At 66.8% G+C, this 13,727-nt stretch carries 14 protein-coding genes; 11 read left to right on the forward strand and 3 right to left on the reverse strand.

The window, feature by feature from the left end:
- Window positions 1–33: 33 nt before the first annotated feature.
- The 11 genes from A5773_RS07540 to A5773_RS07590 all read left to right on the forward strand — a co-directional run bounded on the left by A5773_RS07540 (window position 34) and on the right by A5773_RS07590 (window position 10,121).
- Window positions 34–867, forward strand: coding sequence for a DUF3097 family protein (locus A5773_RS07540; protein WP_066948846.1), 834 nt, complete (start codon window positions 34–36; stop codon window positions 865–867).
- 60 nt (window positions 868–927) lie between these two features.
- Entirely contained in the window at window positions 928–2,535 is a 1,608-nt protein-coding gene (efeU, locus tag A5773_RS07545) for an iron uptake transporter permease EfeU (protein WP_066948841.1), read from the forward strand.
- Window positions 2,536–2,572: 37 nt separating this feature from the next.
- Window positions 2,573–3,748, forward strand: a complete 1,176-nt coding sequence (efeO, locus tag A5773_RS07550) for an iron uptake system protein EfeO (protein WP_197505319.1) — start codon at window positions 2,573–2,575, stop codon at window positions 3,746–3,748.
- 4 nt (window positions 3,749–3,752) lie between these two features.
- Window positions 3,753–5,036, forward strand: a complete 1,284-nt coding sequence (gene efeB, locus A5773_RS07555) for an iron uptake transporter deferrochelatase/peroxidase subunit (protein WP_066948838.1) — start codon at window positions 3,753–3,755, stop codon at window positions 5,034–5,036.
- Window positions 5,037–5,198: 162 nt separating this feature from the next.
- The gene (locus tag A5773_RS07560) at window positions 5,199–5,723 is read left to right on the forward strand and encodes an OsmC family protein (RefSeq protein WP_067260721.1); all 525 of its coding nucleotides are present in this window, start codon (window positions 5,199–5,201) and stop codon (window positions 5,721–5,723) included.
- 22 nt (window positions 5,724–5,745) lie between these two features.
- Window positions 5,746–6,222, forward strand: coding sequence for a cyanase (gene cynS / locus A5773_RS07565; protein WP_066948831.1), 477 nt, complete (start codon window positions 5,746–5,748; stop codon window positions 6,220–6,222).
- Window positions 6,219–7,286: an acyl-CoA dehydrogenase family protein gene (locus A5773_RS07570; protein WP_066948827.1), complete on the forward strand. Its 1,068-nt coding sequence runs from the start codon at window positions 6,219–6,221 to the stop codon at window positions 7,284–7,286. The genes cynS and A5773_RS07570 overlap by 4 nt, the downstream gene beginning before the upstream one ends.
- 10 nt (window positions 7,287–7,296) lie before the next feature.
- Window positions 7,297–7,917, forward strand: coding sequence for an RNA polymerase sigma factor (locus tag A5773_RS07575; RefSeq protein WP_066948822.1), 621 nt, complete (start codon window positions 7,297–7,299; stop codon window positions 7,915–7,917).
- Entirely contained in the window at window positions 7,914–8,183 is a 270-nt protein-coding gene (locus A5773_RS07580; protein ID WP_066948818.1) for a hypothetical protein, read from the forward strand. The genes A5773_RS07575 and A5773_RS07580 overlap by 4 nt, the downstream gene beginning before the upstream one ends.
- Window positions 8,180–9,094, forward strand: a complete 915-nt coding sequence (locus A5773_RS07585; RefSeq protein ID WP_066948814.1) for a formate/nitrite transporter family protein — start codon at window positions 8,180–8,182, stop codon at window positions 9,092–9,094. The genes A5773_RS07580 and A5773_RS07585 overlap by 4 nt, the downstream gene beginning before the upstream one ends.
- Before the next feature lie 136 nt (window positions 9,095–9,230).
- Entirely contained in the window at window positions 9,231–10,121 is an 891-nt protein-coding gene (locus A5773_RS07590) for a universal stress protein (RefSeq protein ID WP_067260722.1), read from the forward strand.
- On the opposite strand, the gene A5773_RS07595 is transcribed toward A5773_RS07590, so the two are convergent.
- From A5773_RS07595 to A5773_RS07605, 3 genes are read right to left on the reverse strand one after another with little or no spacing between them, the layout of a single operon-like run.
- Window positions 10,013–11,650 carry a bifunctional 3-(3-hydroxy-phenyl)propionate/3-hydroxycinnamic acid hydroxylase gene (locus tag A5773_RS07595; protein WP_231989083.1) on the reverse strand — a complete coding sequence of 546 codons (1,638 nt, stop codon included), beginning with the start codon at window positions 11,648–11,650 and terminating at the stop codon, window positions 10,013–10,015. The two genes, A5773_RS07590 and A5773_RS07595, sit on opposite strands and share 109 nt — an antisense overlap.
- Window positions 11,647–12,591: a fumarylacetoacetate hydrolase family protein gene (locus tag A5773_RS07600; RefSeq protein WP_066948802.1), complete on the reverse strand. Its 945-nt coding sequence runs from the start codon at window positions 12,589–12,591 to the stop codon at window positions 11,647–11,649. Before A5773_RS07600 ends, A5773_RS07595 begins: the two co-directional genes overlap by 4 nt.
- Complete coding sequence (locus A5773_RS07605; RefSeq protein ID WP_066948799.1) at window positions 12,588–13,718, reverse strand: VOC family protein; 1,131 nt, start codon at window positions 13,716–13,718, stop codon at window positions 12,588–12,590. The genes A5773_RS07600 and A5773_RS07605 overlap by 4 nt, the downstream gene beginning before the upstream one ends.
- Between the last annotated feature and the right edge of the window lie 9 nt (window positions 13,719–13,727).

Below are 13,727 nucleotides of genomic sequence, written 5' to 3' on the forward strand. Positions count from 1 at the left end.
ACGTTTGGCCGCAAGGCTTTCTAGGATTGCCGCGTGGTTGATCGCTACGGAACCGACGTCCTTGCCGCAGGCCGGCGCAAGCCCCGCTCGACCGAGCACCCAGCCGAACTGGGCCTCGTGGTCGAGGACGTGCAAACCGGGTACGTCGGTGCGGTGGTAAGAGTCGAGTACGGGCGGGTCGATCTGGAAGACCGGCGGGGGCACGTGCGCGGCTTCCCTTTGGGCCCTGGCTATTTGCTCGAGGGCCGTCCGGTGATCCTTACCGCGCCGCGTCGTGTGGCGCCTGCCGCCGCCGCGAGGACGGCATCCGGCTCGGTCGCCGTGCCGGGAGCCCGTGCCCGGGTCGCCCGCGCCAGCCGGATCTACGTCGAGGGGCGGCACGACGCCGAACTCATCGCGCAGGTGTGGGGCGAGGACCTGCGGATCGAGGGTGTCGTCGTCGAGCACCTCGGCGGCGTGGACGACCTGGTGGAGATCGTGGCGGAGTTCGCACCCGGTCCGGGGCGCCGGCTTGGTGTGCTCGTCGATCACCTGGTCACGGGTTCGAAGGAGGCGAGGATCGCCGACGCGGTGCGGCGAGGGCCGGGCGGCAGCGACACGCTGGTGGTCGGCCATCCCTACGTCGACATCTGGCAGGCGGTGAAACCCCAGCGGCTCGGTCTGGCGGGGTGGCCGGATGTGCCACGGCACATCGAGTGGAAGCACGGTGCATGCCGGGCGCTCGGCCTGCCCCACGCCGACCAGGCGGACATCGCCAGGGCATGGCGGCATATTCGGTCCCGGGTGCGTGACTGGAACGACCTTGAGCCGGCGCTGATCAGCCGGGTCGAAGAACTCATCGACTTCGTGACGCAGCCGGCATCGTGACGCGGCGGCCTTAGGCTAGGCTAAGCCGGGGTCCCGACCCCCGGGACAGAAATCGGGCGCATGCAGGGCGTATTCGGCGTACTAATCGGCACCTTTCTCATCGGTCTCCGCGAAGGCCTCGAGGCGGCGCTCATCGTGAGCATCGTCGGCGCCTTCCTGAAACGAAACGGCCAGCCGATACGGCCGATGTTTGCCGGCGTCGCCTCGGCGGTGCTGATCAGCGTCGCGGTCGGCGTGGGCCTGAACCTGTTCGCGACGAGCCTGCCGCAGGCGCAGCAGGAGATGATGGAAACCGTCATCAATGTCATCGCCGTGGTGTTTGTGACGTCGATGATCATCTGGATGAACGGCAACGCCGCGCAGGTCAAGGGCGAGCTCGAGCGCGATGCCCGGCAGGCGATCAACCGCGGCGGTGCGCTCGCCTTGGCCGCGATGGCCTTCCTCGCCGTCCTCAAGGAGGGCTTCGAGACATCGGTGTTCTTGTTGGCGGCCGCCCAGACGTCGCACGGCAACCGGTGGTTCGCCGTGCTGGGTGGTGCGCTGGGGATCGCGGCGGCGGTCGCGATGGGTGTCGCGCTGTACTTCGGCGGATTGAAACTCAATATCGCCCGGTTTTTCCGGGTCACCGGCGTGTTCTTGGTGTTGATCGCCGCCGGGCTGGTGCTGGGGGCGCTGCGCACCGCGCACGAGGCCGGCTGGGTGAATATCGGCCAGCGGCGGGTGCTCGACCTGTCTGCCTGGCTGCCCAGCAACTCGATCCTCGGCGCCGTGACCGCCGGGATGTTCGGGATACCCGCCGACCCCCGAATCATCGAGGTGGTGGGCTGGTTGCTCTACGCCGTACCCGTGCTCGCCATCTTCTTGTGGCCCGCTCACCTTGCCGCCGCCCCGCGGGCCAGGGGGCGCCTGTTGGCGGCCGCCTCGACGCTGCTGCTCCTCACCGCCGCCGGACTGGTGGCGCTGGTGCCGGGCGGTGGTCCTTCCGGCGGAGCGCGGACCCGCACCGTCACCGACCGCTCCGGCCACACCGCCACGGTGTCGATGGTGAACGGGCCGCACGGACGCGAGCTGGCCGTCGGCGCGCAGGGCAACTCAACCGTCCGCAACATCGTGCTCGTCCCGGCGGAGAACAAAATCGTGGACGGCTTGCCGGTACAGGTATGGCAAGCTTCCGAGGCTGCCGGGGCCGACGGCGCGTCGGAAGTCACGCTGGATCAGTTGCTGAGCATGACCGGGGGCCGGCTCCCGGTCGGTCTCGCGGCTGGGCGCACTCCGGGGCCGTTTCAGGGTCAATGGTCAACTACCACCGCGTATACCGTGCTTGCGCAAGGTGATTCCGTGCTAAATGCACAGGCAACGAGCAACCGCACGGCGGTTTTGACCGGCGGTGGTCTGACCGGGGCCAAGACCGTCAGTCTTGGCGGGCTTGCGACGGACTGGTCCACGTCCGCTGCCGAAGACCGGTCGGCCGCCGCGCAGATCGCGGCAAGTTATCTCAACCGTGCGGAAGCGCAACTGTGGAAGGTATGGCTTCCACTGACACTCGGTGGCTTCGCTCTGGCCTGCGTCCTTGGCGCTGTGGCCGCCGCGCGGCGCGGCACGCCGACCGAACAGGAAAGGAAGACGGTTGACACCGAATCGAACCGCCCGAAGGCACCGGCCCTTTGAGATCTGGCCATTCGCAACGGCTTTGGCCGCGGTTGCGGTGTTCTCAGCGACCGCATGTGGTCACTCGAATGGCAACTCGGGCCACGCCGAAGCGGGAAAGCCCACCGCCCCGAACGCGGTGAAGGTCACCATGGCCAATAACGCGGGCAAAGACGGCTGCGCCCTTGACAACACCAGCGTGCCCGCGGGGCCGGTGACCTTCACGGTGGCCAACACGAATGCGCCCGGGATCAGCGAAGTTGAATTGCTCAGGGACCAGCGGATCGTCGGCGAGAAGGAAAATCTCGCGCCCGGCCTGGATCCGGTCTCGTTCACGGTCACGTTGGACGGCGGCGCGTATCAGCTCTACTGTCCGGGCGCGAGCACCGAATACCAAACCCTCACCGTCACGGGCAAAGCACCGGCGACGCCGACGGGCACCTTGGCCGGCATCCTCAGCCAGGGCACCAAGGACTACGCGGGCTACATCGTCGGCCAGATCAGTCAGCTCAACGATGCCGTGAAGGCACTCGACGCCGCCGTGCAGTCGGGCAACGTCGACGCCGCGAAGAACGCTTACGCCAAAGCCCGGCTGTTCTGGGAGCGCTCGGAGTCCACCGTGGAGGGCTTCGTGTTGCCGGGCTTCGCGGTCGGCGACAATGCCGGCAGCCTGGACTATCTGATCGACATGCGTGAATCCACGCCGGTCGACGCCAAGGTCGGGTGGAAGGGCTTCCACGCCATCGAGCGCGACTTGTGGCAGGGTGGCGCGATCACCCCCGCCACCAAGGCATTCAGCAGCGAATTGGTCGGAAACGTCGGCAAATTGAACGGCATCGTCGCCAACCTGCAGTACAAGCCCGAGGACTTGGCCAACGGTGCCAGCGACCTGATCGAAGAGATCCAGAACACCAAGATCACCGGTGAGGAGGAGGCCTTCAGCCACATCGATCTGGTCGACTTCTCGGGCAACGTGGAGGGCGCTCAGCAGGCGTACGCTTCGCTGCGGCCGGGCCTGGAGAAGATCGACGCCAATTTGGTCAACCAGATCGATCAGCAATTCCACACGGTGCTGGCCACTTTGGACGGATACCGTGACCCGTCCTCGCTCGGCGGCTTCCGGCCTTACACCTCTGCGCTGAAGGCCAGCGATGCGCCGAAGCTCACCGCGGTCATCCAGCCGCTGCACCAGAGCCTGTCGACGGTCGCCCAAAAAGTCGTCTCGGCGGGCTGACCTCGTGACCGACGACACGACCGAAACCGACGAAGCCGCAGCGGTTTCGCGCCGGCGGATGCTTGGCGGGGCCGTGCTGGCCGGACTCACCGGCACCGCGGTCGGCGCCGCCGGTGGGGGCTTCGCCGGTTACGCGCTGGCAGCCGAACGCAAAGGCGATGACCACGACAACGTCGACCTGCGGCGTAGTTATCCTTTCTACGGCCAGGTGCATCAGGGTGGAATCGCCACGCCGCCACAGCGTTACGCCATGTTCATGTCCTTCTCGCTGGCCGCCGGCGCTGGCCGCACCGAGCTGCAGACCCTGCTGGCGCGCTGGTCGGCGGCGGCCGCGATCCTGCAGCAGGGAAAGCCCGTCGGCACCGTGCAGCCACAGGTCGAGGTGCAGCCGCCCGTTGATACCGGGGAGGCCTATGGGCTTAGTCCGGCCAGTCTTACCGTGACCATCGGGTTGGGACCGTCGCTGTTCGGCGATCGCTTCGGGCTGGCCGCACGGCGGCCCGCCCTGTTCATCGATCTGCCGACGCTCAACGGGGACAACCTGGACCCGCGCCTGCGCGGCGGCGATCTGTCGGTCCAAGCGTGCGCCGACGACCCCCAGGTCTGCTACCACGCCGTGCGAAACCTGGCCCGCCTGGGCCGCAACATCGTCTCGCCGTCCTGGGCGGTGCTGGGATTCGGACGAGCATCGGCCGGCCCGGGCCAGCACACGCCGCGAAACCTCCTGGGCTTCAAAGACGGAACCCGCAACATCGCCACGGATGCGGAGTACGAGCGGTTCGTCTGGGTCGAGGACAGCGACCAGCCGTGGATGAACGGCGGGACGTATCAAGTCGTGCGAAAGGTCCGGATGCTGCTCGAGACGTGGGACGTCGACCGCATCGGCAATCAGCAGCGGATCTTCGGCCGCACCAAAGAAGAGGGCGCGCCGCTGAGCGGCAAGGGCGAATTCGACACCCCCGACTTCACCGCCAAAGGCGCCGACGGCAACCCGCTGATCGACCCGATGTCTCACGTCGGCCTGGCGGCCCGGGAGAACAACGACGGCATCATGATCCGGCGCCGATCCTACAATTACACCGACGGTCTCGACGCCAACGGCCAACTCAACGCCGGCCTGCTGTTCATCTCGTATCAAAAAGATCCGCAAGATTTTATTCGCCTGCAGAACCGGTTGGGCGCCCACGACCTGCTCAACGAATACATCCGCCACATCGGCTCAGCAATCTTCGCGGTGCCGCCGGCGCCCGCCGAAGGCCACTACATCGGGCAAAGCCTTTTCAGCTAAGCAAATCTCCGAAAGAGTCGTCCGACGTTGGACGGCGCCGCGTTTCGGCTGTGTGATGTTTGGTGTCGCCCACGTAAATCAATCTCGCCCGCCGTCACACATCGGCCGTCGCAGAGCACTAACTCCGTGAAGCCGCAAAATCAGCGAAACGGAGGAAGTCATATGACCGACGCGCTCGTCATCGACGCCGCAGGCCTCGACAAGCTGTCGTGTAACGCCAGGGCCAACCCGGAGACCGGCAGGAAGACCCTGAAAGCCAAGACGGTGTGCGAGACGGGGTTCCGCAACATGACCTACGTACGCGACCTGGCGCCGATGCTGGTGGGCGAGCCGCCCGCGCTGCTCGGCGACGACTCGGCGCCCAACCCCTCCGAGACCGCGCTGGCGGCGCTGGGATCGTGCGTGTCGGTGGGCCTGCTGGCCAACGCGACGCATCGCGGGGTGACCCTGACCAAGATCGAGGTCGAGATGGAGGGCGACATCGACATCTCCGCGGTGTGGGGGGTGGGTGACACGCCCGAGGGAAAGCGGCTGGGCTTCAGTGCGGTGCGGTGCAAGGTGACGCTGGCCGGAGACGCTGACGACGCGACGCTCAAGGAGATCCACGACAACGCGATCGCCTGGTCACCCGTGGTGAACACGTTCGCCAACCCGGTGAGCGTCGACTCGACTCTGACCACCGAATAGGAATTGAGTCGGGAAGCATTCCGTGGCAACAACATTGACCAAGACCGAGCTTGCCGAGCTGATCAGGCTGGCCCGCGTCAAGCGGGGATCGAGCTGGACGAAGATCGCCGAATCGATCGGCAAGGACCCGGTGTGGACCGTCGCTGCGCTACTCGGGCAGCATCCGCTCTCGGCCGGCGACGCGGCAGCGGTCGCGTCGCTTCTCGACCTCGACGACGAGGCGGTAACGGTCCTGCAAATGATGCCGTACCGGGCTTCGGATGTGACCATGGCGGCAGACCCGACGATCTACCGGTTCCATGAGGCGCTGGCCGTCTACGGCCCGGCGATCAAGGAACTCATCCATGAAGAATTCGGTGACGGCATCATGAGCGCGATCAACTTTCAGATGAGCGTGCACCGGCGCCCGCACCCCGAAGGCGACAGAGTGGTCGTCACTTTTGACGGCAAGTTCCTCGATTACGCGTGGAAACACCCCGCCCAGGAGGTATCGAGATGACGGCGACGATGAATCCGGCTGCCAGTGAGTTGAATATCGAACTATTGGAAGACATCCGGGCCCATGCCGGGGCGCTGGACCGCGGCGAGCAGCAATCCCGTCGCAGTTTCCCCGCACTGGGTACCGCCGGCCTGCTCCGGCTGGGTGCACCGGCCAACGCCCACGGCAGGCTCCCCGACATGGCCGAAGTGATCCGGTTGATCTCCGGAGAATGCATGAGCACCGGGTTCTCGTTGTGGGCCCATCGCATGGCGGTGGAGTACTTGCTCACGGCGGCAACGCCTTACAGTACGGTGGCGGCCCGGCCGCTCCTTGCCGGGACCACGCTGGGGGTGACCGGCATGGCGTCGGCATTCAAGGAGGCGGCGGGCTGCGGAAGCCTGGAGCTGACCGCCACGCCGGTCAAGGGGGGCTACGTGGTGACCGGGCCGATCAGGTGGGCCAGCAACCTCTACCCCGACTCGACCATGGTGACCGCGGTGCGTACCGACGCCGGGGAGAGGCTGATCGTGGCCTTGCCGCTGAACACGCCGGGTGTGGTGGTGGGCGATCACTTCGACCTGCTGGCGATGGGTAGCACCGCCTCGTCATACCTGAACCTGACGGGCGCCTACGTACCCACGGAGCAGGTGTTGTCCCGTGACTTCGAGGACTTCCTGCAAGCGGTCCGCCCGACATTCCTCGTCTTGCAGTCGGCGATGTGTCTGGGCCTGACCCGGACTGCGGTAAACCAGGCCAAAATCGGTCTCGGCGGGGTGAACTCGGTTTTCAGCGCCCAGGTCGAGCACGTGGCGGAAAGGCTCGCCGATGCGGAAGCCACGCTGGCGGACCTTGCCGCAGCGGTGGGCGGTGACGAGTCGCCCACCAAGAAGGAGCTGTTGTCGCTGCGGCTCGACGCGGCCGAACTGTCCAGCGCCAGTGCGGATCTCGAGATCCGCACCGCCGGTGGCAAGGGTTATGCGAGCAGGACATCGGCCAGCCGTCGCTACCGGGAAGCGGCGTTCATCCCGGTCCAATCCCCTTCCGAAGGGCAGCTCCGCTGGGAACTGGCCGCATGCGCTTGAGTGCGAGACGATGGTGACCCCGGTGGCGGTGCCGCCGGGGGGCACCAAATCGGAACCCGTGGTCGGCGGGATTCCGCTGGCGGATCTGGTCCGCGACTTTCATCGGCCGATGGTCAATTTCGCCCGCACCATGGTGGATTCGGCGACGGTGGCCGAAGAGGCCGTGCAGGAGGCCTGGGTGCAGGTCCTGCAGTCCGCGGATTCATTCGAGGGGCGTTCCTCGGTCGGAACCTGGCTGTTCGGGATCGTGAAGAACACCGCGTCGCGGCATCGGCGCCGCGAATCCCGCATCCGCGACCACGAGGTGCTGTCCGCGGATGACGTCGACCCCCTGGTCGGCCGCATGCATCCCCCCGGCCATCCCGATGCGGGGCACTGGAGTATCCCGCCGTCGCGGCGCTTCCTGCCCGAGGACCACACCGTCGAGAACGAGCTCATCGGGTACGTCCGTGTGGCGCTGGACGCGCTACCCGAGCGGCAACGGCAGCTGGTCATCCTGCGGGACATCGTCGGCACGACTGCCGAAGAGGCGGCCGGCCTTCTCGAACTGACCGCCGAGGGGCAGCGCGCGCTGCTCTACCGCGCCCGCGGAAATCTTCGCCACGAACTGGAAAAGCGGTATCGCCGATGACCATCCACGACAACGCAGTCCCCGCGATCGACTGCGTCGACTTCGTCCGCCTCGTCGACGAACTCGTCGACTGCGACCCGCAACAGTGGGGACCGATAGTGGCCAAGCACCTCGACGAGTGCCCCCCGTGCCTGGTTTACCTGCAACAGATGCTGGATCTGAGGATTCTACTCAACCACGTCTTCGAGGGGGAGAAGCTCAGCGCGGAGCACATCACCGGGGTCATCAACGCGATCAACGCTTTACGGAAAGGCGAACACCCATGACTCTCGAAGCGCAAGCGCCGCGATTGGAGGACGAAGCGTCCCCGCCGAACGCCCTGCCCGGCTTGACTTCTCGCGGGACGCCGAACGTCGTCCCCGACGATCCGTTCGAGCCGCTCAGCGTCGGCGCCATGGTGGACCGAGTGGCCGCCATGGCCGTGGAAAAGGCGGCACACCCGTGGGCGTTTCTGATGCGCTCGTTGGTCGGCGGGGTGATGGTCGCCTTCGGAGCGCTGCTGGCATTGATGGTAAGCACCGGGGTCAAGACCCCGGGCGTCGCCAGCCTGTTGATGGGCCTGGCGTTCGGCATGTCGTTCGTCCTCATCCTGGTGTCCGGCATGTCGCTGATCACCGCCGACATGGCCGCGGGATTTCTGGCCGTCCTCAACCGCACCATGAGCGTCGGGGGCTACGCCTTTCTGGTTACCGTCGGCCTCATCGGCAACGTCCTGGGCGCGCTGGTATTCGTCACGGTGTGCGGGGCCGCGGGAGGCCCATACCTGGGCGCCTTCGCCGAACGGGCGGCTGCCGTCGGCGCGCAGAAGGCCGGCCAGCCGTTCTGGACCGCACTGCTGCTCGCCGTCGTGTGCACCTGGTTCCTGCAGACGTCGATGTGCATGTTCTTCAAGGCTCGCAGCGACGTCGCCCGCATGACCTTCGCATTCTACGGACCGTTCGCATTCGTCATCGGCGGCACCCAGCACGTGATCGCCAACGTAGGCTTCCTCGGTCTTCCCCTGTTGCTCAACCTGTTTCACCCGGCGGCACCGCGCGGCGGGATCGGTTGGGGGTTCGGCCAACACGGCCTGCTCACCAACCTCGGCATCACCACCGTGGGCAATCTGATCGGCGGCACGCTGTTGGTGGCATTACCTTTCTGGGTCATCGCGCAGCTACAACGACACCGCGCCTAGCCGGTGAGTGACCGCGCGGTTACGGCGGGCTTAACAAGTCCCGCGAAAGCCCTCCGTCCCGTTGGTTAGGGACTTAAGCCTCACGACCGACTGCCGCCTGGGTTTATAGCGTCGCCGGTGATGGAGGGAGAGCGAAATGTCCGGACCTGATCAACAGCGCGGCATCGTCGTCGCGGTGGACGGCTCGAAGGCATCGAATGCGGCGGCGATCTGGGCCGCCCACGAAGCGGCGATGCGTAAGATTCCGCTGACCGTCGTCCACGCGGTGACGACCCCGACCGCCACCTGGCCGCCGGTCCCATACCCCGAGTCTCTAGCGGTGCGGCTGGAAGACGAGGGCAAGAAGGCGATCATGCACGCGATCAAGCTCGCCGAGGAGGTGCTCCCGGCGGACCGAAAGGTCGCCATCCACCGGGAACTCGTGTACTCCAGCCCGGCACTGGCCCTGATCAACATGTCCGGCGAGGCAGAGCTGATCGTGGTGGGCACGGCGGGACGAGGGCTGCTGGCCCGGGGCGTGCTCGGTTCGGTCAGTGCGACCGTGGTGCGGCACGCCCATTGCCCGGTCGCGGTCATCCACGGCGACGACATGCCTGACGTGCACAACGCTCCCGTCGTCGTGGGGGTCGACGGGTCGCCGGCCTCCGAGCTCGCGATCGAAATCGCCTTCGACGAAGCCTCCCGTCGTGGTGTCGGCCTGACGGCCCTACACGCATGGAGTGACATCACGGTAAGCGAACTCCCGGAAGCGGATTGGTCTTCCCTGGAAGCGGAGGCCCACCGGAGCCTGGCCGAGAACCTGGCGGGTTGGCAGGAACGCTATCCGGATGTGACGGTGCAGCGACTGGTCGTACGTGACGGGCCGGCCAGGCAGCTCGCCGAAAAGTCGGAAACGGCCCAGCTCCTCGTCGTGGGCAGTCACGGGCGCGGTGGCCTGACCGGTGTGCTGTTGGGATCCGTCAGCAACGCGGTCCTGCATTCGGTTCGGACGCCGGTGATCGTCGCTCGGCCCGGGGCATCCGCCTGAAGTGCGGCGGGGCGAAGGACGGTTGCCGTCCAGGCACAAAGGGCGACAAGGTCGCGGTCGGCGTGCGCCACGGTGCGGTCGGGTCGCACCAGTGCGGCGGCGGCACGGCCTCGTTCTAGCCATGCCGCCAGCGGGCTGCCGGCCTCGGCGACCAGCACGGTCACGTGGCGCTGCCGCAGCGCCGCCTCGTCGGCCGCACCGGGGCGGGCGGTGCTGATCAACGCGAAACCGCCGCCGAGTACGTCGTCCAACCGTTGACCGTCGCGTAGCACCGGGTTCGGGCAGAGCGTGCCGGCGAGCCGGTGCGGTCGCACGAATCGGCGTACCAACGCGGAACGGTGCAGCGCAGGGGTTCTCGAGTCGACGACCTTATCTCGCAGGCCGGGGATGAGCCGCAGCCGTGGCAACACCGCCCGGCGGACCGCATTGCCCAGGCGGCCGCCGCCGGTCATGGCCCAACCGACGCTGAGCGCCAGGCGAATCATGGATCGGGTATGCGGTTTACGTTCCCGCTCATAGGTTTCCAGAACACCCGGCGCCAGGGTGCCGTGGTGGACTCCGGCGATCTTCCACGCGAGGTTGGCCGCGTCTCGCAGTCCCGCTCCCATACCTTGGCCGATGAATGGGGGAGTGAGGTGGGCAGCGTCGCCGAGGATGAAGACATTACCTCGACGCCAGCGGTCGGCGATCTGCGCGCGGAAGGTGTACTCGGCGACCCGCAACAGCGTCAGCTCGCCGATGGATACGGTGCTCGTCCACGGCTCGATCAACGGCCGCAATCGGTCCAGGCTGTCGAAGTCATTCGCGGTTTCGCCGGCCAGCAATTGGAACTCCCACCGGTATCGGGCCGGCCCGATGCGCATGTATGTCCCCGCGCGATCCGGGTCGCACACCTGGTGGACCCCGTCCCACTGGCGCAGATCCGCATCGCTTGCGATGTCCACAACCAGCCAGCGCTGCTGAAAGTTCAGGTCCCGCATGGCCGAGCCGATCCGGGCGCGCACCACGCTGTTGGCGCCGTCGCAGCCGAGCAGGTAGTCGGCGTCGACCTGATGAACGTGGCCGTCGGAGCGGTCGGTGAAGGTGACCCGGACGTGTGTTCCGTCCGTCACGATGTCGGTGACTTCGGCGTTCCCGCGTAGCCGGGCGTTGGGGTGGCGTTCGAGATTGGCCCGCAGCAGGGCCTCCAATTCCGGCTGGTCGAACATGTTGGCCGGCGGATAGCCGTGCACATCCCGCGCGGGATCGCGGTTGAACTCGGCCAGCGTGCGAAACCGGTTGTCTACCAGCCGCAGGCCCAGCGTCGGCCGAGAGATCGCGGCGAACTCGTCGGCGATCCCGAGGCGGGCGATGATGCGATAGATCTCATCGTCCAGGTGCACGGCGCGCGGCTGGGTGTACACGCCGGGCCAACGGTCGAGCACCAGGCAGTCAACACCGTACTGCGCCAACAACGTGGCGGCGGTGACGCCGGTCGGTCCGGCGCCGACGATGACGACGGGGACCCGGCAAGTGGACGGGGTGCTCACGCGAATCGGATTGCGGTGCGCTGCGTTCCGAGATCGATGGCCCCGTCGTCGGTGGCCACCGACGCCTCGACGACGTCGCCGTCATGCAGGTAATTCTGGTTGGCGGCCTGGCGCGAGAAGAACATCTTCCATTTCATGGCGGGCGGCAACAGGTTTCCGATGAGCTGCACGGGCTTCGGCGGCGCGCTCAGCGCGGTGCCGGCCGGGGTGCCGGTGAGCACCAGGTCGCCCGGGGCGAGTTCCTGGAACTGGGTGAGCGACTGCAGCGCCTCCAGTGGCCGGTACAGCATGTCGCCCTCGACGAGCGCGTTTTGACGTTCCTGGCCATTGACACGCAGGCGCAGGCGCAGATCGCCGAAGCGCTTGAGCTCATTGGCGGTGAGTAGCACCAGCTCCGGGCCGACCGGCGTGAACGTCGGATACGACTTTGCCTCGTAGAACTGGGTTTGCGGGAGTTGAATATCCCGCGCGGAGACGTCGTTCGTGACGACCAACCCGGCGACGAAATCGTCCAGGTTGTCTTCGGAGATGGTGGTGCCGATGGCAATCGCACGACCGATGACCAGGCCGATCTCCACCTCGTAGTCGAGCAGCCTGACGTGCCGCGGTTTGACGATGTCATCGAAAGGCCCGTTGATGGACGCCGATGCCTTGCGGAAGAACGTGAGCGGGACTGACGCCGGATCCATGCCCGCGTCCCTGACGTGCGATTCGTAATTGGTCATCTGGGCGATGACTCGGCACGGCCGGGTCACCGGTGAGATCAAGTTGAGGGTGTCGACGGCAACGGTCTCGGTACCGTTGGCCGCCTTCTCGATGGCGGCCCGGTCGGCCAGCAGCGCTGCGGTGCTGGTGGCCGTGGTGTCGATCCTGACTGCGCCGTTGGCGGTCTTGAGCCACCAGGGGGTTTCAGAGGCGGTGTGCAGCACGGAAAGGGTCATGAGGTGGGAACTTTCAGTAGGCCGACCAGACGTTTGACATCGAATTCGTTGTCCGCGCGGAGCGCGGTGGCCATCGAAACCAATTCGCGCCGAGCCGATTTCGCGTCGGTTCCGAGGAAATCCCTGCTAGCCGGTGGTCCCCACTGAGCCAGCCCGGATGCGGTGAAGGGCGCCCAACCCGGGTCCAGCGTGTTGTCGAACAAGTCGCCATCGGTGAAGTGCTCGAACAGATAGCCATCGGGATCGCGCCAGTAGTCGAAGATCTGGCTGCCCTGAATGTGCCTGCCGATTCCCCAGGACCGGGAATAGCCGCGCGCACCAAGGTATTCGCCGCCGGCGGCCAGCGCGTCGAGATCGCTGACCTGATACGCCGAATGGACGTAGCGGTTGGCCGGACCGAGGGCCATCGCCAAGGTGTGATGGTCGGCCGGCGTCGAGCCACGGTCGCACCGGATGAAACTCATGGTTGGGCCCCGGTCGCGCTGGCCGGGGAAGTACAGGAAATCGCTGACGATCATGCCCAGGTTGTCCAGATACCAGTTCAGCGTCTCGACGTACTTGGTCGACTGCACCACCAGGTGGCCCAGGCGCTGCACCCGCGCGGGCTCTCGGGGCGGACGCTGGCCGGTGTTCACGCGCCGCATCTCGTTTCCGAAATTGAAGGCGGGTGGTCGTTGGCCCGGCAGTTCCGGGAGTTCATGCAATCCGGCGACGACGCGGACCGGCATGCCACTGGGGTCGATCAACTCGACCGACACCCCGCCGATGGTTTCCGGCAGCGGTCGCACGGATGCGCCTACGGAGTCCGCCAACCGGAGCACGTCGGCCTCGTCGGGCGCCCGGAACGCCGCGCCGGCGAAGCGGCTGCGCCGGCCGCGCCGCAAGATGAGGCACGGCGCTCCCGCCCACGTTCCGCGGAACTGCAGTTCGTCCGGGCCGTGTTGCGCCGTGTGGAAGCCGAACGCCCGCGCGAACGCCTCGGCCCGGGTCAGGTCCGGGCGCTCGAACTCCAACCACGCGATGTCGGCGACTTTGATCACCGGGTTACGCGACCGCCCCGGATGCTCGCCGGGCCGCGCGGTCTGCTCGCTGTGCGCCTTCAGGCGGGCGCTCTCGGTCAAATCCATGACTACTCC

It is taken from the genome of Mycobacterium sp. 852014-52450_SCH5900713 (assembly GCF_001667075.1).
In the GTDB taxonomy this organism is placed as follows: domain Bacteria; phylum Actinomycetota; class Actinomycetes; order Mycobacteriales; family Mycobacteriaceae; genus Mycobacterium.